Annotated in this window: 17 protein-coding genes; 14 read left to right on the forward strand and 3 right to left on the reverse strand. The window is 29.8% G+C overall.

Annotated elements, in window-relative coordinates; all coding sequences use genetic code 11:
* Positions 1 to 15 precede the first annotated feature (15 nt).
* From I4V16_RS05450 to I4V16_RS05470, 5 genes are all read left to right on the forward strand, one after another.
* Entirely contained in the window at positions 16 to 960 is a 945-nt protein-coding gene (locus I4V16_RS05450; protein WP_049177028.1) for a hypothetical protein, read from the forward strand.
* Positions 961 to 1,121: 161 nt separating this feature from the next.
* Positions 1,122 to 2,102: a diaminopimelate dehydrogenase gene (locus I4V16_RS05455; protein WP_049177027.1), complete on the forward strand. Its 981-nt coding sequence runs from the start codon at positions 1,122 to 1,124 to the stop codon at positions 2,100 to 2,102.
* A gap of 18 nt (positions 2,103 to 2,120) precedes the next feature.
* The gene (locus I4V16_RS05460; RefSeq protein WP_049177026.1) at positions 2,121 to 2,390 is read left to right on the forward strand and encodes an ACT domain-containing protein; all 270 of its coding nucleotides are present in this window, start codon (positions 2,121 to 2,123) and stop codon (positions 2,388 to 2,390) included.
* Between the two features lie 27 nt (positions 2,391 to 2,417).
* On the forward strand, positions 2,418 to 3,773 hold the full coding sequence (locus I4V16_RS05465) for a PFL family protein (protein WP_099330137.1): 1,356 nt from the start codon (positions 2,418 to 2,420) through the stop codon (positions 3,771 to 3,773).
* A 298-nt stretch (positions 3,774 to 4,071) separates the two neighbouring features.
* The gene (locus tag I4V16_RS05470) at positions 4,072 to 4,827 is read left to right on the forward strand and encodes an exodeoxyribonuclease III (RefSeq protein ID WP_049177025.1); all 756 of its coding nucleotides are present in this window, start codon (positions 4,072 to 4,074) and stop codon (positions 4,825 to 4,827) included.
* A gap of 357 nt (positions 4,828 to 5,184) precedes the next feature.
* Here I4V16_RS05470 and I4V16_RS05475 read toward each other — a convergent pair whose 3' ends face one another.
* Positions 5,185 to 6,606, reverse strand: coding sequence for a spore germination protein (locus I4V16_RS05475; RefSeq protein ID WP_099330131.1), 1,422 nt, complete (start codon positions 6,604 to 6,606; stop codon positions 5,185 to 5,187).
* Positions 6,607 to 6,699: 93 nt separating this feature from the next.
* On the opposite strand from I4V16_RS05475, the gene I4V16_RS05480 reads away from it, so the two are divergent.
* From I4V16_RS05480 to I4V16_RS05495, 4 genes are all read left to right on the forward strand, one after another.
* Complete coding sequence (locus I4V16_RS05480) at positions 6,700 to 7,119, forward strand: hypothetical protein (protein ID WP_049177023.1); 420 nt, start codon at positions 6,700 to 6,702, stop codon at positions 7,117 to 7,119.
* 56 nt (positions 7,120 to 7,175) lie between these two features.
* Positions 7,176 to 7,916: a CDC27 family protein gene (locus I4V16_RS05485; RefSeq protein WP_049177022.1), complete on the forward strand. Its 741-nt coding sequence runs from the start codon at positions 7,176 to 7,178 to the stop codon at positions 7,914 to 7,916.
* Between the two features lie 107 nt (positions 7,917 to 8,023).
* On the forward strand, positions 8,024 to 9,949 hold the full coding sequence (locus tag I4V16_RS05490; RefSeq protein ID WP_195966553.1) for an ABC-F family ATP-binding cassette domain-containing protein: 1,926 nt from the start codon (positions 8,024 to 8,026) through the stop codon (positions 9,947 to 9,949).
* A 78-nt stretch (positions 9,950 to 10,027) separates the two neighbouring features.
* Positions 10,028 to 11,455, forward strand: coding sequence for a hypothetical protein (locus tag I4V16_RS05495; protein WP_207745410.1), 1,428 nt, complete (start codon positions 10,028 to 10,030; stop codon positions 11,453 to 11,455).
* A gap of 111 nt (positions 11,456 to 11,566) precedes the next feature.
* On the opposite strand, the gene I4V16_RS05500 is transcribed toward I4V16_RS05495, so the two are convergent.
* Both I4V16_RS05500 and I4V16_RS05505 read right to left on the reverse strand, forming a co-directional pair.
* Complete coding sequence (locus I4V16_RS05500; protein ID WP_195616977.1) at positions 11,567 to 13,315, reverse strand: ABC transporter ATP-binding protein; 1,749 nt, start codon at positions 13,313 to 13,315, stop codon at positions 11,567 to 11,569.
* Between the two features lie 5 nt (positions 13,316 to 13,320).
* A complete protein-coding gene (locus tag I4V16_RS05505) occupies positions 13,321 to 15,060 on the reverse strand; it encodes an ABC transporter ATP-binding protein (RefSeq protein WP_195631401.1) in 1,740 nt (579 codons plus the stop codon).
* Positions 15,061 to 15,223: 163 nt separating this feature from the next.
* Between I4V16_RS05505 and I4V16_RS05510 the strand changes: the two genes are divergently transcribed.
* The 5 genes from I4V16_RS05510 (at position 15,224) to I4V16_RS05530 (ending at position 21,474) form a co-directional block, all read left to right on the forward strand.
* A complete protein-coding gene (locus I4V16_RS05510; RefSeq protein ID WP_049177017.1) occupies positions 15,224 to 15,868 on the forward strand; it encodes a restriction endonuclease in 645 nt (214 codons plus the stop codon).
* Between the two features lie 12 nt (positions 15,869 to 15,880).
* Positions 15,881 to 16,072 carry a hypothetical protein gene (locus I4V16_RS05515; RefSeq protein WP_099330127.1) on the forward strand — a complete coding sequence of 64 codons (192 nt, stop codon included), beginning with the start codon at positions 15,881 to 15,883 and terminating at the stop codon, positions 16,070 to 16,072.
* Positions 16,073 to 16,251: 179 nt separating this feature from the next.
* Positions 16,252 to 17,775 carry a DUF2828 family protein gene (locus I4V16_RS05520; protein WP_049177015.1) on the forward strand — a complete coding sequence of 508 codons (1,524 nt, stop codon included), beginning with the start codon at positions 16,252 to 16,254 and terminating at the stop codon, positions 17,773 to 17,775.
* A gap of 187 nt (positions 17,776 to 17,962) precedes the next feature.
* A complete protein-coding gene (locus I4V16_RS05525) occupies positions 17,963 to 20,137 on the forward strand; it encodes a DNA topoisomerase III (RefSeq protein WP_111937678.1) in 2,175 nt (724 codons plus the stop codon).
* 131 nt (positions 20,138 to 20,268) lie between these two features.
* Positions 20,269 to 21,474 carry a S8/S53 family peptidase gene (locus I4V16_RS05530; RefSeq protein ID WP_143759164.1) on the forward strand — a complete coding sequence of 402 codons (1,206 nt, stop codon included), beginning with the start codon at positions 20,269 to 20,271 and terminating at the stop codon, positions 21,472 to 21,474.
* Positions 21,475 to 22,436 lie beyond the last annotated feature (962 nt).

A 22,436-nucleotide genomic window follows, 5' to 3' on the forward strand; every position in this document is an offset into this window, starting at 1 on the left:
TGAGGACGTGAATTAATGGATGATTTATTAGATTTAGCACTTTTAATGTATTTAGATGAGGACCTTGTTCGTAACATGTCCTCATTTGTACTTAATGGATATATAGAAATTAGAACATCAAGAATTATTCAGGATTTAACCCTATCAGGAAAAGCAGGAATTGATTTAAGAGACCATTGTTTTGATGAAGATAGAAAAAGTAATGATGAAAGAGAAGGATTTAAAGGAAGTAATATAACTTCTGCAGAACATTGTGAAAACACTCGTACTAATAACGCGGGAATTGAGAATAGAGAGTTTGTTAGAAGAGAAGAAGAGTTAAAACGTGTATTTACCACATTTAATCTTCATGGAGAGCTTATAACTCAATTAAAATCTTCAAATAGATTAAAATCATTTTATGATACAACAATAAATGAAGGGGATGTATTTCCCGGAGATTATATACAAATTCATGGTAATTTAACCTCGGAATCAATTAATTCTTATCTTGATTCTGTGTTAACTATTTTCGATTGTTTTGGAAGTGATAATCTTGATAACATGATGCCTAAAAGCTTTAATGGAAACTTGAATTTTAAAAATATGAATCATCTACTTAGCCATTTAAGTGAAATTCTAAATAAAAATTCAACTCAAGATTTAATATTACAGTGTGGAGATACTCCAGTTGTTCTTAATGTTAATAATAATTTCTTTATGAACAATAGTTCCTATATTTATGATAAGGTTGATTGTCCTTGCACAGTATACGGTAAAGTTATAAATGTTGCACCTAATGGTAAATGCATAAGTCTTTTAAGAAAAACTGCACAACATGATTATTATGAGAATTTTTTAAAAAACTGTTGCCCTTTTTGTGATCAATTAACCAGTAATGGTATATTAATGCCTAAAATGCCAAGACTAAAATGTGAAGGCGTTTCTATAATAGTAGTTCCAATAAGTATATGTCTATAAAGGAGAAGTTGAAAAGCATTCAATTTCTCCTTTTTTGATTTGTAAAACTTTACATTTATATATTTATTAAATTCAACATTTTATTTACCAAATGATTTATAATAACCTTAAATTATGGTAAAATAAGCACAAATAAACATTATTTTAAAGGGGCTGTTAAAATGGAAAACAAAATAAGAGTAGGAATAGTTGGATATGGAAACTTAGGAAAGGGTGTTAGGAAGGCTATAAATCAAAATCCAGATATGGAACTTGAAGCGATTTTTACAAGAAGAGAAGTAAGCAAAGTATCAGAAAATGATAATTTAATGGTTCATATCTCTAAAATTGGTGACTTTAAAGATGAGATTGATGTAATGATTCTTTGTGGTGGTTCTGCAACAGATTTAGTAGAACAAGGGCCAATGGTTGCTGAGATGTTCAATACTGTAGATAGCTTTGATACACATGCTAAAATACCAGCTTATTTTGAAAAGATGAATGAAGTTAGTTCTGCTTCTGGAAATTTAAGCATAATATCTGTAGGTTGGGACCCAGGATTATTCTCATTAAATAGACTTTTAGGTAATGCTGTTTTACCTAATGGCAAGGATTATACCTTCTGGGGAAAAGGTGTAAGTCAAGGTCATTCAGATGCAATTAGAAGAATCCAAGGGGTTAAAAATGGAATACAATATACAATTCCGATAGAAGCTGCCCTAGAAAGGGTAAGAAGTGGCGAAAATCCAGACCTTACAACTAGAGAAAAGCATTTAAGAGAATGTTTTGTTGTAGCAGAAGAAGGAGCAGATAAAACAAAAATTGAGGAAGAAATAAAGAATATGCCAAATTACTTCTCTGATTATGATACAACTGTTCACTTTATAACTGAAGAAGAGCTTAAAAGAGACCATTCAGGTATGCCACATGGTGGATTTGTTATAAGAACAGGGGAAACTGGAGAAGGAACTAAGCAAAGAATTGAATTTTCACTAGAGCTAGGAAGTAATCCAGAATTTACTTCAAGTGTTTTAGTTGCATATGCTAGAGCTATATCTAAGATGGCTAAAGAAGGTAAGAAGGGTGCTTTAACTGTATTTGATGTACCATTTGGATATCTTTCATCAAAGACACCTGCAGAACTTAGAAAAGAATTATTATAGAATTTAGGAGCTGATTATATGAAATCAATATTAACAGTAATAGGTAAAGATCAGGTAGGAATTATAGCAGGAATAAGCTGTGAATTACAAAAGTGTAATATGAATATTTTAAATGTTACTCAAACAATAATGGATGGGTATTTTACAATGATAATGATTTTAGATGGATCTAATGCAAATGCTTCCTTTGATGAAGTAAGAAAAAGTCTTCTAAAAAAGGGTGAAGAACTAAAGGTTGATGTAAAGATACAAAGAGAAGAGATCTTTAATTCAATGCATACACTATAATTAGGGGGCTACATAATGAATACAAATATTAATTCTCAAAATATTTTAGAAACAATAAAGATGATAGAAGAGGAAAAACTAGATATTAGAACAATAACTATGGGTATATCTTTATTGGACTGTATTGATCCAGATGGGAATAAAGCTAGGGAAAAGATATATAACAAAATAGTCTCTTCTGCCAAGGATTTAGTAAAGGTAGCAAACCAAATAGAAGAAGAGTTTGGCATTCCAATAGTTAATAAAAGAGTTTCAGTTACTCCTATTTCAATCATTGCAGGAGCTACTGATGAGGAAAACTATGTTGAGTTTGCAAAAACTTTAGATAAAGCAGCAGAAACTCTAGGTATAGATTTTATAGGTGGATTCTCTGCACTTGTTCAAAAGGGATATACTAAAGGTGATAGAATTTTAATTAAGTCGATTCCAGAAGCTTTAGCTGTTACAAAGAAGGTATGTTCATCTGTTAATGTTGGTTCATCAAAGTGTGGTATCAATATGGATGCAGTAAGGGACATGGGAGATGTAATAAAGGAAGCAGCAGAGCTTACTAAGGAAACTAAGGGATTTGGATGTGCTAAATTAGTTGTATTTGCTAATGCAGTTGAAGATAACCCATTTATGGCTGGTGCTTTCCATGGTGTTGGAGAAGCAGATAAGGTTATAAATGTTGGTGTAAGTGGTCCTGGAGTTGTTCAAAGAGCAATTGAAAAGGTTAGAGGAGAATCCTTTGATGTACTTGCAGAAACAATTAAGAAAACAGCATTTAAAATAACAAGAATGGGAGAGTTGGTAGCACAGGAAGCTTCTAAGAGATTAAATGTTCCTTTTGGAATAGTTGACCTTTCTTTAGCACCTACTCCAGCTATCGGTGACTCTGTTGCTCATATATTGGAAGAGATGGGACTTGAAACTGTAGGTACTCATGGTACTACAGCTGCCCTTGCAATGCTTAATGATGCAGTTAAAAAGGGAGGAGTTATGGCATGTAGTCACGTTGGTGGATTAAGTGGTGCTTTCATACCAGTATCGGAAGATGCAGGTATGATAGATGCAGTTGTTAATGGTTCACTAAACTTAGAAAAGCTTGAAGCTATGACATGTGTATGTTCAGTTGGATTAGATATGATTGCAGTTCCAGGTGATACTCCCTCATCTACAATAGCTGCAATGATAGCTGATGAAGCAGCCATTGGTGTTATTAATAATAAAACAACAGCTGTTAGAATAATTCCTGCTCCGGGATGTGAAGTTGGAGATATGGTTGAGTTTGGAGGACTTTTAGGTACTGCTCCAGTAATGAAGGTAAACTCAAATTCTTCAGAAGACTTCATTAAAAGAGGTGGAAGAATACCTGCGCCAATACATTCATTTAAAAACTAAAAGAGATAATAAAGATGAGAAGGAAACGCCACTTTTTGCTGGTGTTTCTTTTTTATTTTGCTTTAGAAAATGGGACAATGGATTAACTTAATGGATATGAGAAAATAAAAATAGCATAAAGATATATTTGTATATTTATATAAATATACAAATATATCTTTAAACCTTTATATATTTATATCTTTATTTAAATATTTATAAAAATTATTTACGAGTTGGCTGTTGGAGATTTCTATTAACCATTAACAATCTTTGTGTTATACTCTTTTTATAATATAAAACCAATGGAGGTAGACGAATGAAAAAAATGATTTCATGGAACGTTAACGGTTTAAGAGCTATTGTCGGCAAAGGGTTCCTAGATATATTTAATGAATTAGATGCAGATATATTCTGTCTTCAAGAAACTAAGTTACAAGCAGGTCAAATAGATTTAGATTTACCTGGATATCATCAATATTGGAACTATGCAGAAAAGAAAGGTTATTCAGGTACTGCAATTTTCACAAAGGAAGAACCTTTAAGTGTAGCCTATGGAATTGGTATAGAAGAGCATGACAAAGAAGGAAGAGTTATAACTCTTGAATTCCCTGATTATTACGTAATTACAGTTTATACTCCAAATTCTCAAACTGAATTAGCAAGACTTGATTACAGAATGACATGGGAAGATGCTTTTAGAGAATACCTAAAAGCATTAGAAAACAATAAACCAGTAATAGTTTGTGGTGATTTAAATGTTGCTCATAAAGAAATCGACTTAAAAAATCCTAAAACTAATAGAAAAAATGCTGGATTTACTGATGAAGAAAGAAATAAGTTTACTGAGTTGTTAAGTTCAGGATTTATAGATACTTTTAGATTCTTCTATCCAGATCAAGAAGGAATATATTCTTGGTGGTCATACAGATTTAAGGCAAGAGAAAAAAATGCAGGATGGAGAATTGACTACTTTGTAACATCAGAATCCTTAAAGGATAGATTAGTTAGTGCTAAGATTCATACAGATATCTTTGGATCAGATCACTGTCCTGTTGAATTAGAAATTAATTAATACAAAATAGTTAAGAGAGATTTTGTAATAACTCAGCTCAGGGAGCTGAGTTATTTTTAATTTTTCCAAGCAACTAAGATTAAAGCTAGAAATTCTGGAAAGGATTTTCTGTATAGATGTTGAATATTATTATCCACTATGGCATATAAACCAATAAAGAAGAGAAATTGCAAAAGCAACTACTCTTCCTCGTTCATATTATCATTCTTATTTATTTTATCTTTTTTCTCTCTCTTATCCTAATTATCTCTTTTACCCCTACTACTCTTACCTAGTACCTTGTACCTTCTTACCACTATTATCTCTCTTATCCCAATTATCCTTCTTATCCTTCTTCTCTCTCTTATCTTTTTTATCCTAAACCTTTCTTTTCGCACTTTTAATGCTAGTTCTAAATAATAAATGCATTAAAGCTCTTCCGTTAAAAGGTATCAAAGGATATAAATATGGTTCTCCTGTAAAAGTTCTTGTAGAAGCTAACATGATAAAGCCTATAATTAAACCTCCACCAAAACCTTTAAGTCCCCAAAAGGAAGTTAATATTAATAGAAGCATTCTAAAAAACTTGATTGCAAACCCCAATTCAACAGATTGCTGGGTAAATGTAGCTAAAGAAACAATAGCCATATAAAGAATAGTTTGTGGTAAAAACCATCCTGTTTTAATTGAAAAATCACCTAGAATTAATGCACCTACAACAGATAAGGACATTCCTAAGGAGTTAGGAGTATTTAATGACGCTAACCTTAATCCATCAATGGCAAATTCCAATAATAAAAACTGCCAAAAGATTGGTATATAATATGGATCGGTAGGTATTAAAAACTTAAGATGCTCTGGCAAGGTTTCAGGATATTCAGTTATCAATAAGTAAAATGGTGTAATAAATAAGGTCATAAGTAAAATAGCATTTCTAAGAAGTCTTAAATAATTACCTGTTAATATTGGAGAATAATAATCATCAACATCCTCTAAGAAATCAAACACACTAGTAGGAAGAAGCATAGCAGAAGGATTATTATCAACTAAAAGTGCTATTTTTCCTTCTAAAATATGGGCGGCAGTTACATCAGGTCTCTCAGTATATCTAACCTTTGGAAAAGGATTATACCAAGACCTTTTGTTAATACATTCAACTAAACTTTGATCACCTAAAGTTAAGGCGTCAACTTCTATTTCAGCTAATTGTTTTTTTACAGTTTCTAATGCCTCCTTTGTTACTCTATCTTCTATAAAGGCAATAGCTACATCTGTTTTAGATTCTCTTCCTACAGAAACCATCTCAAATCTTAATTTAGGATCTCTTATCCTTCTTCTTATTAAGGCACTATTAAATACTATAGTTTCAACAAAACCATCTCTAGCTCCACGTAAAACCTTTTCCTTATCTGGTTCCTCTGGTCCTCTTGCAGGATAAGTTCTAAGATCAATCATTATACACTTATCTAAATTTTCTACAAACATTGCAGTTTGACCAGAAAGGAGAGCTTTAATTACATTTCCAAAATCCTCTTCCTCTGAAACTTCAATGGCACTAATACATGTTGTAATAATTTCTTCTGCAGTCTTTGCTTTTGCTATATTATCTTCTTTATATACACAGAAGCTTTGTATTAAGGCTTGAAGTGATTCATCCTTAACGAATCCATCTAAAAAGAACAAGCTAATATGCCTTCCCTTAAGATTTAATTCCCTATATAAAACATCAAAAGACTTACCAAAGCCTATTTCATCTTTTAAATAATTTACATTTTTATTATAATCAGTACTAATATTCATATTCCCACCTCATAATCTTAGGATACTCATCTTGTAAAATAATATACTTTCTTGTAAAATGCATAGTATGACTTTAAATAGAAGGTGGCACAAATGATAGCAATAAAATTAGAAAAGAATAAAAGAAATGAACCAATTTTAAAACTAAGGGTTACAGAAGAAGATTTAAAGGATAAGTCATTTCTTAAGAGGGCTTTAATGGAAGGTAGATCTCTAAAGGGAGAGTATAACTATAAGGTTCCAATAAGATTTTTTCTACCAATTATAAATAAGTTAGATACTAAGGAGTATGAAATACATAAGGATTCATTAGACTTTTTCTTGGAGTTTTCTGATGATTATGACGAAAAGTATTATTACAGAACTGAAGCTGATGCAAGATATATGAAGCGCTGGAGAGAGGAAGGATGTCCAAATATTTATAAAACTATTATAGATATTAATAATAAGAAAACCTATAAAGAAATTGCATTTAAAAGACTAGGAAATACTTTTTCTTCGGCATTTGAGTAATAGTTCATAGTACTGTATAATTATAGTAAGTTTAAAAGGGATTGGGGGATATAATTTTGGAAAGTAACACATATAAGCTAAAATTACAAAAGGTAAAGGGGACATGGACTACTTATCTTTTCGTATTAGGTATAGGTGCGTTCTTCTTAGATTGGAGGCTTGGAATAGCAATAATCTTAGTTGGAATTGCCTTTACAATTAAATTTAAAAATGACCCTGACAATAATTCAGCATTATTTTATAACTATGCTTTAACTCTTTACTCAAAAGGGGATGCAAAGAAGGCAAAGGATGCCTTAAACAATGCTGTATATTATAGAAAAGATAACAAAGAGGCATACTTTTTCTTAGGGTGCTTATATTTTGATGAAAAGGACTATACTAACGCTTTAACATATTTAAAAAGAGGTGGAGTAGATAAGGTAAAAGATCCAAGCTTAACCTATGTTTTAGGAAGATGCTATTATCATACTGAAAACTATAAAGAAGCTATTAAGTATTTAACTATGATTACATATGAAGGTAATGAGTATCTTGAAAATGAAAGATTAACTACTTTAGGCTATGCAGCCTGTGAAGCTGAGGAATATGAACTTGCATATGATTCACTAAGTAAAGTGAAAATTGACCTAGATGAAATTAAGGGGGATGCCTTAGAGTATTGTTACTACTATGGAGAAGCATGCTATTATACAGATAGGGATGATGAAGCAAAGGAATATTTAGGTAAGGTATATGAAAAGGACCCTTATTATAAATATATAGATGTATTTTCAAAGGAAATAGAATTTAATTAAGTAGAAAGCACTGCTATTACAGTAGTGCTTCTTTTTAATTCTTCATTATTTTTGAAACTTATGCTAGTATATGAATATATAAAGGTTACATAAAGAGGAGAATATATATGAATTTAATTACACTAGAAAATATAAGTAAAAGTTATAGTGAAAAAACATTATTAAACAATGTTTCACTTGGTATAAATGATGGGGATAAGATAGGTATTATAGGTATTAATGGTGCTGGTAAGTCAACACTTTTAAAAATAGTAACAGGAAAAGATGAATTCTTTGATGGAAGTGTTACTAAGGGGAAAAATGTTAGAATAGAGTTTCTTTCTCAAAGCCAAGATTTTCAAGAGGATGCAACTGTATTAGAGCAAATCTTTAAGGGGGAAAGTAAAGAAATGAAGCTTTTAAGAGATTATGAAGAAACCCTTGAAAGCCTAAATTCTTCTCCTTCTAATTTTGATGAACTTAATGAAAGGCTAATAAAGCTTCAAGGTGAAATTGATGGATTAAATCTATGGGAACTTGAAAGCGAAGCTAAAAGCATATTAAATAAACTTGGAATAACTAAATATGAGGAAAAGATAAAAAATCTATCTGGAGGACAAAAGAAGAGGGTTGCCCTTGCTTCTGCTCTTATTACTCCTTGCGATTTGCTGGTATTAGATGAGCCTACAAACCATTTAGATTCAGATTCTATAGAGTGGCTAGAAGAATATTTAAATTCTAGAAAGGGTGCATTAATTATGATTACCCATGATAGGTACTTCCTTGATAGAGTGAGTAATAGGATAGTAGAGCTTGATAGAGGAAATTTATATACATATGAAGGTAACTACACTGCTTTCCTAGAGAAAAAGATGGAAAGAATTGAAATAGAAGAGGCTCAAGAGGAAAAGAGACAATCTCTAATTAAAAAAGAGTTAAAATGGGTAAAAAGAGGTGCTAAGGCTAGAACTACAAAACAAAAAGCAAGATTACAAAGGTTTGATGACTTAGTTAATCAGGAATATGTAAAAAGAGAAACAGATGTAGAAATGTCTTTTGTAGGAACTAGATTAGGTAAGAAGATAATTGAAATTAACCATATAAATAAAGGCTTTGATAATAAAGAACTAATACATGATTTTAGCTATATCTTCACTAAGGAGGATAGAATAGGTATTATAGGTAATAATGGAGCTGGAAAAACTACACTAATTAATATGCTTAAGGGATCTATAAAGCCTGATAGTGGAGAAATAGAAGTTGGAGAAACAGTAAAGATAGGATGCTTTTCTCAGGATGACTCCCATATGGACCCTAATTTAAGAGTAATAGATTATGTTAAAGAAGGGGGAGAGTATATCCCTGTTGCAGATGGAACAAAAATAACTGCATCTACAATGTGTGAAAGATTCCTGTTTGATGGAACTATGCAGTATACAAAAATAGAAAAGTTATCTGGTGGAGAAAGAAGAAGACTTCATCTTTTAAGAGTTTTAATGGAAGCTCCAAATGTTCTTCTACTAGATGAGCCTACAAATGATTTAGATATTAATACACTTAATATATTAGAAGACTTTTTAGATAGCTATATTGGTGTAGTTGTTGTTGTTTCCCATGATAGATACTTCTTAGATAGAGTGTGTAATAAGATATTTGCATATGAAGGAAAAGGGAAGATTGAACCTTATAATGGTAACTACAGCGATTATAGTATTAAAGTCGAATTAAAGAAGGCTAATAAGGGAACAGAAGTTAAAAAAGAAAGAAAAGAAAATGCTCAAAGAGTAAGAGAAAGAGATTCAAGACCAAAATTTAGTTTTAAGGAACAAAAAGAATATGAAGAAATTTCTTCTGTAATAGAAAACCTAGAAAATGAAATAGCAAATGTAGATAAATTAATGCAAGAAAATTCAGCAAGTTACTCAAAGCTACAAGAGCTTATGACAGAAAAGGAGAAATTAGAAGAAGAACTCCTATATAAATATGAAAGATACGAGTATTTGGAGGATCTAGCTCAAAGAATTGAGGAATATAAGAATAATAATAAGTTATAATTATTTCGAAAAAACAATTGGAAATTAATTCTAGATAGGTTATAATTGTAGTAGGAGTTTGGGAATAATTGTTTATTTATGGGGTGTGTAGCGACTATGAAAGAGAATAATGGTATAAATGGGAATATAGAGAGTAGTTCTGAACTTGTTGCAGTAACTACTAATAATAATGTAACGAAGGAATACCTGGATAAAAGCAAGAAGTTATTAGAAGACTTTAAAAAAATGCAAAATGTAATAATGGAAGCTCAAGGACCTGATATTTCTGTACTTATTAAGGTTGCTCAAAATAATCTTACTAAAACTGCCATGGAGCAAGCTAGTGAGATGATTAAAGAGTTTCAAGGAAATTTTAATGAAGATTCTGTTGAAGACTTTATAGAGCATTCAATATCTTTAATTACTTCTATAGAAACGGCAAATTATTTATATGGAAATATTATAGATGTTCAAGATATTAGAAAATATATATCGGTTAAAGTTACCAAGCAAATAGTTATAAGAAGTCGTAAATTATTAGAACTACTTAAAGTTACTAACTTTGAAGATAAGGTAAAGCTATCTATAATAGTAGAACAGCTTAATCTTTGTATTAAAGTATTTGACTATTGCTGGGATATCGATCCTAAGAATATAAAATCCTTAAAAGAAACTAATAATATAATCGAGGTTATGATAACTAATAGAATAAAACTTGGTTTAGATAACTATAATATTGAAGTTTTAAGAATGATGATAGATAGAAATACATCAAAAATTGAGGCCTCAAAGATAAAGAAAGTTAATAAAGATACCATAGTTGGACAAGCGATGAATAATAATTCAACCGTTACTTCAAAAGATATAGAAGGTGATAATATCATTGTTACCAATGATAATTCTTTCTTTGCAAACTTTGACATAGAGGAAGATAATTCTACTACAGCTTTAGTACAAACCAATAATACTATAACTGATAGATTTGTAGATATCACCAATAAGGTTATTAAAGAGGTAACAGAAAGTTCATCAAATGACTTTATGAATATAGCGTTACAGAAGTTTTATTCTATCATAGGTGCTATAGAAACAATGAATTATCTTAAAGGTAATGTAGTTGACAAACATGCTGTTTCGTTAAATATATCTAACCTTTTAACAGAGATGATATTCTCTAACTATACAGCTATTAAGCATAGTTGGGATGAAATGGTTGATAAGAGTCCAGAAGACTATACTGCATATGCTAAAGAAGTTAAGAAGTATTGTGAGATATTAGTTGAAGCTTATGAAATGAGTAAAGATAACATAAATGCATTGAAAAAATGCGTTACTATAGAGAATGATCTATATAACATAAAGAGTGAATTCAACTTTAAGAAATTTGAGGTTGAAAAACTTAATAAATCAATAGAAAAGCATTTAGAAATAATTAAGAAAAAAGATACTTCATTTACAGTTGAAAGAAAGAAGCCAGAGAAGGAAACAAAGAAGAAAAAAGGAATATGGGCTAAGATATTTAGTTAGTTATAAAAACTCTAGCAAAAAAATTGCTAGAGTTTTATTTTAATATTTAGGAAAATATAAAATTTTAATTTGCTATAAATCAGATGTATTATTACAATCTACTTTAGCTTTTTATTCATTTACAATTCCCTTTAATGAGGAGAATTGATTTTGATATAGTTCATTATAGAAACCCTTTAAAGATAGTAAATCTTTATGTGTTCCTTCTTCAACTACCTTACCATCCTTTATTACAACAATCTTGTCAGAATTAATTATAGTTTTTAATCTATGTGCTATGACAAAGGATGTTCTTCCTTCCATCATGGTATTCATGGCCTGTTGAAGCTTTTGTTCTGTAATCATATCTACATTGCTTGTAGCCTCATCTAGTATTAATATATCGGGGTTAGCTAAGATAGTTCTAGCAATGGAAAGAAGTTGCTTTTGTCCTTTGCTAAATACGTTACTATCACTTGTTATTTCTGTATCATATCCTTTAGGTAAACTAATTATGTAATCATGTATATTGGCTTTAATACAAGCAGTTTCAATTTCATTATCAGTAGCATCTTCTTTTCCAAATAGAAGATTTTCTTTAATTGTTCCACTAAAAAGAATAGTATTTTGAAGAACAATACCTATTCTTTTTCTTAAGGAGTAGAAGTTTATATCTTTTATCTTTAAATCATCAAAATATATCTCGCCCTCTTTGGTATCATAAAACCTATTTAAAAGATTAATAATAGTTGTTTTACCTGATCCTGTAGGTCCTACAATTGCAATCTTTTCACCTTTAAAGGCTTCAATATTTATTTTTTTAAGAATAGTTTTATCATCATTATAAGAGAAGGATACATCTTTCATATTTACATATCCATTTAAAACATCTATTTCCTTTGCATCAGGAGTATTTTTTATATCAGGTTCCTCATTAAGAATATCCATAACTCTTTCAGCTCCAGTGAAGGCTAATCCTAATTGATTATAAAGATTAGACATTTGGTTTATTGGTTGAAAGAATAATCTAGCAAAGTTTATAAATGTAACTATAAGTCCAATACTTGCATCACCCTTTAAGGTAAGCATAGAACCAGCTACTATAATTAAAACTAATGTTACATTAGATAATCCATTCATAAGAGGAATCATTAAATAAGAAGTAAACTGCGCTTTTATTGCAGTATCTTTAAAGCTTTTATTCTTTTCATGAAATCTTTTAACAACCTCATTTTCTAGCCCATAAGCTTTAACTACCTTAAGGCCTGAAATCTCTTCTTCTATATAGGCATTAAGATCTCCAAGCTTTCCTTGCTGCTCTCCATATAACCTTCTAGTTCTTTTAATTAACAAGGTTACTATTATAGCTAGAAATGGTGTAGCAACTAAAGTTATTACTGCTAATCTAATATTTAATACAAGCATAAATATTAGTACTCCAACTAATTGAATCAAGTTAGAAGTTAGCTCGATTATACTGTTAGATAGGGTTATACCAATATTGTCTATATCATTAGTAAATCTACTTAATAACTCACCGTGTGGAGTGGAATCAAAAAATCTTAGTGATAAGGTTTCTATTTTGTTAAATAGGTCAGTTCTAATTTTATTTACAGTTTGTGCTGCTACATCAGCATTTATATAGTTTTGGAACCATCCTGCTAGTGATGATAGCGCATATACACAAAATAAAATAACTACCCACTTAAGTAAACCGTCAACATTAGGTATAGTTATATAATTATCTATTATATATCCCATTAGGAAAGGACCTATAAGCTTAGTTAGGGTATAAACAATTATAGAAAAGCCTATAATTATAAGCTTAGTTTTATGTTCTTTTAAATATGATAATATGAACTTTAATCCTCTGTTATTCATATATACTAAGCCTCCTCTCCAAGTTGTGTATTATATATGTTTTTATAATGAACGCTAGTATTCATTAATTCTTCATGGCTTCCTACTGCAAGTATTTGTCCTTGGTCAATAAGAACTATCTTATCAGCATCAATTATAGAAGATATCTTTTGTGCAACCATTATGGTAGTAGTATTCTTCAATTCTCTGTTTAAAGCTCTCTTAACTAAGCTTTCAGACTTGGCATCAAGGGCAGATGTTGAATCATCTAGAATTAGTACCTTAGGGTTACCAACTAACCCTCTAGCAATTGAGATTCTTTGCTTTTGACCACCAGATAAATTATTACCTCTTTGATATACAATAGATTCATAATTTTCAGGTAATCTATCAATGAACTCTTTTGCTTGTGCAATTTTTGCTGCTCTTGTTATATCATCTTCCACAGCATCTAAGTCTCCTTGAACTATATTTGATTTTACAGTTCCAGAGAATAGAGTAGCACTTTGAAGTACAATAGATATATTCTTTCTAAGGGTAGCCTCATTGTAATTTCTTATATCCACACCATCTAAAAGCACTTTCCCTGATGTAGGATCATAGAATCTTGGTATTAAATTTACTAAAGTGGATTTACCAGAGCCAGTGGCACCTATAATGCCTACAAATTCTCCTTCTTTAATATGAAGATTAACATCTTTTAAGGCATATTCCTCAAATCCATCTGTTTCATCATAATCAAAGGAGACATTTTCAAAGATAATATCTCCTCTAATATCATCAGCATTCTTAGATGTATTCATAAACACCACATCACTAGTAGCATTCATTATGTTTTCAACTCTTTTTGCTGAAACCATAGCTCTTGTGAAATTCATAAACAATAAACTTGCTATTATAAGAGCAACTAATAATTGTGATAAGTAATTTATAAATGCAACTAAAGAGCCTATTGGTAAAGCATTATTTATAGCTGATTTACCACCAAACCATAAAATTGCAACTATACCTAGGTTAATACTTGCTAAAAATATAGGTAAAACAGTGCCTACAATTCTAGAGGTACTTGTATTTAATTTTGCTAAATTTGAGCTTTTACCTTTAAACTTTTCCTTTTCATTATTTTCTTGAACAAATGACTTTACTGCCATAATTCCATCAAAGTTTTCTTTTAATGTAGTATTCATATCATCTAATCCTTGTTGAGCACCATAAAACAAAGGATAAGATTTCTTGATAATAAGAAATAATACAATAGAAATAGCTAAAATAATAACTAAATAAATAGGAGATAATTTTGGTGCTGTTATAATACCTAAAATTATACTTCCAATAAACAGTAGTGGGGATCTAATTAATATTCTAGTACCTGACATAACAAAGTTTTGAAGTTGATTAATATCATTAGTTAATACAACAATAAGATTAGAAATACTTAATTCATCAATATTTCTAAAAGAAAGTCTTTGAATCTTATCAAAGGTACCTTCTCTAAGATTCATTGCAAAAACAGTTGATATTTTACTAGAGTTATAGGTATTTAAAATTCCAAGTAAAACTCCAACTATAGCTATGAATATCATTAATCCACCTAACTCTACTATAAGAGCTTTATCATTATTTTTTATTCCTCTATCTATTACTATTTGGAGTAAATAAGGTTGAATAAGTTCACATAAAACCTCTAAAATCATAAAAATAGGAGCAATAAACACTAAAATCCCTAATGAAGAGAAATAGGGTTTAAACTTTTTAAGCGTTGCCAAATATATCATCCTCCCTAAAAAAAGTCTCTAAAAGTAGTATTCCTAAATAATTAAGTTTTATCCTTGTCTATAAACAATAGAAAAGGGTGAAAATTTAATATATAATAAGTATTACAATATGATATTTATTTGTAGTAGACGTGGCAGAAAAGAGGAGATTTAATTGAAGAAAAGACTTAACAGAACGCAGCAAACAAGATTTTTATTGTATTTAATTTATTTCTTAATTTTAGGTATATTATTACTAGTAGGTAAGCTAAAATTAAATTTTGCAATTATATTGTTTTTAGTTGTAGAAATTATTTTTCATAAGTATAAAAGTTGGAGAAATAAAAGATTTTATCATGCAAGTATAAATATTGTAGATAAGATGACAGGTGAAGAATTTGAAGAATTCTTAGAGTTACACTTTAAGAAGGAAGGATATAAAACTCACTTAACACCAAAAACAGGTGACTATGGTGCAGACCTTGTTGTTAAAAAAGGAAGAGAAAAGATTGTAGTTCAAGCTAAGAGATGGAATCAAAATGTTGGGGTAGAGGCAGTACAGCAAGCGGTGGCTTCTATAAAGTACTATAAAGCTCACAGAGCAATGGTAATTACGAATAGTAGCTTTACTGAAAATGCAAGAAACTTAGCAAAGGCTAATAATGTTACATTAATAGATAGAAAAGATATATTAAAATTAACAGAGAAGAATCAAAGCTGTCCATTATGTAATAGTAGATTACAAAAGAAAGAAGGAAAATATGGATTTTTCTATGGATGTACAAATTATCCAAAGTGTAAATATACAAAATCATTATAGGAGACAATTTATATGGAATTAAGGATACAAGTAAAGGGTAAAAATGAACCAATAGTTTTTAAGGGAGATAGAATAGATATATTAGACTTCCAAATGAATGGAGTAAAATACAAGCAAATAAGATATTTTAGAAAAGGCTTTTCAAAGTCAGAGTATATAGATGAAAGTCTTATAAAGAGGATTACAGAAGTTAAAAATTCTTAAGTTTACTTAATCATTAAAATGTACTATTAAAGAAAAAACTGCATATACATGATAGTGTAAAGATACTAACAGCTTAATAAAATATGTATCTTGTTTAATAAAGACACTTACAGCTTATTTATGCTCAGTTAATTTATTAGCTGGGCATAATGTGTCTTGTGGTGTTCAAGGGGGATTATATGAGCTTTGAATTATTTAATAAATTAAAAGAGGATATAATTAATATTGATGAAAATTTATATGAGGATCTTGAAGAAGATTACAATGAAATAGTAGATATAGATAATACATCTATACATAACTTGAACTTCTTTTCAAAGGGAATGTTTCTTAGAGATATAAATGAAGAGGATATAATAGAGTTGTTTTATAAGGCTTACGAGGAAGATGAGAAAAAGGCTCTTAAAATTCTCTTTTTTATTAGGGATAAGGAAAAGGGACTTGGAGAGAGAAAAGTTTTTAGGATATGTTTAAACTTTCTAGGTAATATTGGCTCTTATATACTTAAAGAAAACCTTTCCTTAATACCTCACTATGGTAGATGGGATGATTTGTATTCCTTATTTGATACTAAGCTTGAAAATGAAACAATAAAACTTATAAAAGATACCTTAAACAAGGACTTAAATTCTTTAACCCCAAGCACCTTAGCAAAATGGTTAAAATCTGAAAATACTTCTTCCCCTGAATCAAGAAGGTTAGGAAAGAAAACAAGATTATTACTTAATATGTCTTCAAAGGAATATAGAACAACACTATCTAAGCTTAGAAAAAAATTAAATATAGTAGAAAGTTCAATGAGTAAAGGAAATTGGGAAAGTATACAGTATGGTAATATAACCTTTAAATCTATAAATAAATATAAAAATGCATTTTTAAAACATGATTATAGTAGATATAAGGAATATAGAGAGCTCTATAAGCAATTCTTAGAATGTAGAGGGGGAGGATTAAAAGAGAGCCTTATAGACGAAAATTTCCCTTATATGTTTGTAGAGGACTTCATAAGAAATGGACATGCCTCACCCTTGTATGATTATAAAAGTTATATAAAAGAATATAAAGGAGATACAATAGTATCATTAGGGCTATCTTCAAAGAATTTTATAAATAATAAGAATATAAATACTCTATATGGTGGAGTAGGTACTATATTATATTTTCTAAGAGAAAATAGAGGTAGGTATAAGAAGCACATAATTACTATGAAGCCTAAACCTAACTTTAAAAAAATTGATATGGATAACATAAAAGATAAGATAGAGGAAATAGTGAAGTCTTCAGTTTGTAATGAAATAAATGTAGAGGCAGCTTTAGATTTAATACTTTTTGCGGCTATCAAACACGGAATAAATGAAGAACACATTCCTAAGAGACTCTTGTTTGTAATAGATCCAGGTTGTAAAATTTCAATGCTTTCTAGGGGTAATAATAAGGAAACTCCTTACTTTATAAATGCAGAGGAATTTGAAAGAATTAAAGAAAAGTGGAACTGTGCAAATTTAAATATACCTCATCTTATATTTTGGAATATAGATAAGAGAAGGGAAAGCTCAACTATTATTAAATATAGTGATAACTTTACCTATGCATTTGGATATTCTAATGAGGTATTTATATCTCTACTTAATGATGAAAGTAATTCAACTCAAGATTTATTAAATAAAGTTCTAGAGGACGACCGTTATAAAGCAGTCATATAATTATGGCTGCTTGTTTTTACTATTTGGTTACCTTTAGTAGGAGTGGGGGGGATATTTATTTTTATATGACTTGGAGCGCAGCGACGGAACAAGCAAAATAAATATCTCCCCCGCCTTTTATATATATTTTTTCCTTTCTTTAGTTTATAATGAAGGTTAAAGACTTCAATGAATTAGGAGGAAGCATATGAGTTTAAAGATAGTACTAGCAGAAAAACCTTCTGTAGGAAGAGAAATTGCTAGAGTTTTAAAATGTAAAAATAATAAAGGCAGTTACATAGAAGGGAATGGATACATAGTAACATGGGCATTAGGTCACTTAGTAGGACTAATGGATCCAGAAGGCTATGGAGATAAATATAAAAAGTGGAGCATGGAGACATTACCAATGCTACCTAAGCCAATGAAGCTTACAGTATTGAAGAAAACAAGTAAGCAATACAATGAAGTAAAAAAGCAACTACTTAGAAATGATGTAGATGAAATTATAATTGCTACTGATGCAGGAAGAGAAGGGGAGCTAGTAGCAAGATGGATAATAGATAAGTCTGGTGTTAGAAAGAAGATAAAAAGACTTTGGATATCTTCTCAAACAGATAAGGCAATAATGGATGGTTTTAAGAATCTTAAAGATGGTAGAGCGTATGACAATTTATATAAGGCAGCAGTTTGTAGAGCAGAGGCAGACTGGCTAGTAGGCTTAAATGTAACTAGAGCCTTAACATGCAAATACAATGCTCAATTATCAGCAGGAAGAGTACAATCACCTACCTTAGCTATGATAGTAAATAGAGAAGAGGAGATTAAAAACTTTAAACCAGAGGATTACTACAATTTAAAAGCCTTAACTGATAGGTTTACGCTTTCATGGTTTAGTCCTAAAGGAAATACTAATATCTTCAAGGAAGAGGTTGCTAAGTCTATTTTAGATAAGACTAAGAACTCTACAGGAGAAGTAGTAGATATTACAAAGAGTAGAAAGAAAAAATACTCTCCAGCATTATATGACTTAACAGAACTACAAAGGGATGCTAATAGAATTTGGGGATATTCAGCAAAGCAAACTCTTAACATAATGCAAAGATTATACGAAAACTACAAATTATTAACTTATCCTAGAACTGACTCTAGATATATTTCATCTGATATTTTACCTACAATACCAGATAGATTAAAGGGAATATCGGTGGGAGAGTATAGAGCATATGCGGATAGGTTATTAAAACAAGGTGTTAAGGGAAATAAAAGCTTCGTAGATAACTCAAAGGTAAGTGATCACCATGCTATTATACCTACAGAGGAAAAGCTTAACCTTGGAATTTTAAGTTCAGAAGAGAAGAACATATATAATTTAGTTGTAAAAAGATTCTTAAGTGTAATGTTACCACCATATGAATATGAACAAACTACAATAAAGGTAAACATAAATGGAGAGATTTTCTTAGCTAAAGGAAATACAACTTTAGAAAAGGGATGGAAAGCTCTATATCAAAGAGAAGATTTAGATGATGAAGAGGGAACACAAGAATTACCTACATTAAATGTTAATGATAAAGTAAATATAAGAAAGATAGAGCTTATAAAGAAACAAACAACTCCTCCAGGAAGATTTAATGAAGGTACTTTATTATCTGCTATGGAAAATCCACATAAGTATATAAATGTAGGGAAGGATGCGGCAAAGACATTAGGGGAGACTGGTGGCCTTGGAACAGTTGCAACTAGAGCAGACATAATAGAAAAGCTATTTAATTCCTTTGTAATAGAGAAGAGGGGTAAGGATATTTATCCTACATCTAAGGGAATACAATTAATAGAACTTGTTCCTGAAGAATTAAAATCACCTTTGCTTACTGCTAAGTGGGAAAAGGACCTAGAGGATATATCAAAAGGAAAAGCAAATGATAAAGCATTTATAGAAAACATGAAGGGATATGCTACCTCATTAGTAGAAGATGTAAAGAAGGGAACAACTAAGTTCCATCATGATAATCAAACAGGAAAGAAATGTCCTAACTGTGGAAAGTATATGCTTGAAGTTAACGGTAAAAACGGAAGAATGCTAGTGTGTCAAGATAGGGAATGCGGTTATAGAGAAAACTTAGCTAGACTTACTAATGCAAGATGTCCAGAATGTAAAAAGAGGTTAGAGCTTAGAGGGCATGGAGATGGAAAGATCTATGTATGCCCAGGACAAAACTGTAATTTTAGAGAAAAGGCTAGCCAATTTGAGAAGAGATTTGACAAAAATGCTAAGGTAGATAAGAAAGCAGTTAATAATATAATGAAGAAGATGAAAAAAGAAGCAGAGGAGTTTAATAATAATCCTTTTGCAGATTTATTAAAAAATATGAATAAGTAAGATGGAAAAAGCTATAATGCATTTTTATATGTGTTATAGCTTTTTTAATCAAGGTTTATTAAAGTTGTTACCAGATAAGGTGTATAATGGTAAAATAGAGTAAAGTGTAATATGTAGGTAGGAGGTTATGTATGAAAAAAGTATTGTCAATGGCACTAATTTTAACTTTTATAATATCATCATCTTTATTAATATCTTGTTCTAATAATGATACTTGGCAAAAGGGGGATATTCAAAATCATCCAAAGAATAATCTTATATCAATGCGAAAAGTTCAAAATGAAAGAGCTGATAATATTAAATACGGAAAAGATATCTATGGAATTGTAGATTTAAAGGCTACTAAAGTGGACAGTCAATATCTAAATAGATTATCATTATCTGATTTGAATGATTTTATGAATTTTGATGATTCAACAGAGTGGCCAAAATATTTACCTAAAGGTTTTGACCCTCAAAAACTTATGGAAGAAGGAAAAGAAAAGAAGCTAAACTTACAGAAAGTACATGATAAAGGCTATAATGGTTCTGGCGTAGGTATGGCTATGATAGATCAAACATTACTAGTAGACCACGTGGAGATAAAGGATAACCTAAAATTTTATAAAGCTTTTTCTAAAGAAAAAGAAGTTGCTAGTATGCATGGAGTAGAAATGGCTTCAATTGCAGTAGGAAAAAATGTAGGTGTTGCCCCTAATGCTGACCTTTATTTCGTAGCTGAGGATTGTTATGATTATAAAACAAAAGAACAAGATTTTACTCATGCAGCTGAAGATATTTTAAATATTATTGAATTGAATAAAACATTAGATAATAAAATTAGAGTTATTTCATTTTCTAGTGGTTATTCAAGTAAGTATACTGAAGATGGTAAAATAATAAAAGGTTCTGTAGAATTAGAGGAGGCTATAAGAAAAGCTGAAGAAAATAACATTGAGGTGTTATGCCTAATACCAGGAAATAATATTAATAAGTTTCAAAGCTTAACAAGAACATCTTATGGAGATGTTAATGATTTTAATATTTATAAGCCATATTTTTATACTAATGCTCCTGATGACACTTTATATGTTCCAACAGATAAAAAAACCTATGCTTCTTTTTTGGGGGAAGATAAATATGCTTACGACTCCTGGGGTGGCATGAGTTCTATAGTTCCTTATGTTGCAGGATTATATGCCTTGGCATGTCAAGCTGATAATAGTATAACTTTTGAAAAGTTTCTTGAAGTAGCTGATAAAACTGCTTATGAATCAGAATGTGTTTCAGAAGAGTATGGTAAACAAAGATTTAGGATTATTAATCCTAATGCTATTATTGAAGAATTAATAAATTAATGTAATAGGAATAAATAAGTGGCTTGCAACAAGTGTGGAGGAGAGTAGTGAATGCTAAAATTATGAAGCGTAAAAGAAGGTGTGATTAAGCAAAGTAATTCTTAAGAATCTTTACTATTTAATAGCTAAAAATCAGGGCATTTATTACTGATTATTATATATGCATTTTACCTACAATAATAAGTAATTTAAAAACATAGGTTTTTATATCTATGTTTTTATTTTTTATTAAATTTGCTTCATTTTTTTATTTTACCTTATCTGACCTTATACAATACATATAATTTACTTTTAGTATATATTTTGTTATTTATGTATTTTATAATATTAATATATAATTTTATTCTATATTAAGATAATAAATACTTATTATACTTTTTATTATATTAATTGATAAAATTATAATATTTTTTACCTTTTCAATTCTGATAGATTTTACGATAAAAGTTTTATAAAAACATATAAATCCTAATTTGATTAAAAACTTTGAATTGATTTTTTATATAATTCTGTTTGTATAAAAAACAAATTTCTAATGCAAATCAAAAGTCGAAAGAAATAAAATTAAAGAGAAGTGCCTATATACATATAATATTAAAATATTAATCTTTTCCCTAAAAATCACTATATTTTCACTTAAAAATAATTTCGCTAAATATACATTTATTACATTTCGCGTACTTGAAAGAGAAAAAACCCTGTGATATAATAAAATCAAGGCTTAAGACTATATTATAAAGGTGAAAAAAATGAAAAAAATACGAAATAAAACTCTAAAATATAAAAATTACGAATATCCTGAAGAAATTCTTCCGCTTTTCGAAGTGAACTTAACAAATGCAGATAGAAAAAGAATTCATAAAGTTTACTCTAACTATTATGATTTGAATTCTGAACGTGGATATGAATTTATAATTGAGGATTTATATATACTTGCTTATAAAAATAAACTTACTACTACA

This window comes from Clostridium sp. 1001283B150210_160208_E6 (genome assembly GCF_015669365.1).
GTDB classification, from domain to species: Bacteria; Bacillota; Clostridia; order Clostridiales; family Clostridiaceae; genus Clostridium; species Clostridium paraputrificum.

Excerpts from the sequence above, each read along its gene's own strand:
- I4V16_RS05450 (WP_049177028.1), top strand. The coding sequence starts at position 16 with ATGGATGATTTATTAGATTTAGCACTTTTAATGTATTTAGATGAGGAC.
- I4V16_RS05520 (WP_049177015.1), top strand. The coding sequence starts at position 16,252 with ATGAGCTTTGAATTATTTAATAAATTAAAAGAGGATATAATTAATATT.
- I4V16_RS05460 (WP_049177026.1), top strand. The coding sequence starts at position 2,121 with ATGAAATCAATATTAACAGTAATAGGTAAAGATCAGGTAGGAATTATA.
- I4V16_RS05515 (WP_099330127.1), top strand. The coding sequence starts at position 15,881 with ATGGAATTAAGGATACAAGTAAAGGGTAAAAATGAACCAATAGTTTTT.
- I4V16_RS05495 (WP_207745410.1), top strand. The coding sequence starts at position 10,028 with ATGGGGTGTGTAGCGACTATGAAAGAGAATAATGGTATAAATGGGAAT.
- I4V16_RS05530 (WP_143759164.1), top strand. The coding sequence starts at position 20,269 with ATGAAAAAAGTATTGTCAATGGCACTAATTTTAACTTTTATAATATCA.
- I4V16_RS05500 (WP_195616977.1), bottom strand. The coding sequence starts at position 13,315 with ATGAATAACAGAGGATTAAAGTTCATATTATCATATTTAAAAGAACAT.
- I4V16_RS05525 (WP_111937678.1), top strand. The coding sequence starts at position 17,963 with ATGAGTTTAAAGATAGTACTAGCAGAAAAACCTTCTGTAGGAAGAGAA.
- I4V16_RS05490 (WP_195966553.1), top strand. The coding sequence starts at position 8,024 with ATGAATTTAATTACACTAGAAAATATAAGTAAAAGTTATAGTGAAAAA.
- I4V16_RS05455 (WP_049177027.1), top strand. The coding sequence starts at position 1,122 with ATGGAAAACAAAATAAGAGTAGGAATAGTTGGATATGGAAACTTAGGA.
- I4V16_RS05475 (WP_099330131.1), bottom strand. The coding sequence starts at position 6,606 with ATGAATATTAGTACTGATTATAATAAAAATGTAAATTATTTAAAAGAT.
- I4V16_RS05480 (WP_049177023.1), top strand. The coding sequence starts at position 6,700 with ATGATAGCAATAAAATTAGAAAAGAATAAAAGAAATGAACCAATTTTA.
- I4V16_RS05470 (WP_049177025.1), top strand. The coding sequence starts at position 4,072 with ATGAAAAAAATGATTTCATGGAACGTTAACGGTTTAAGAGCTATTGTC.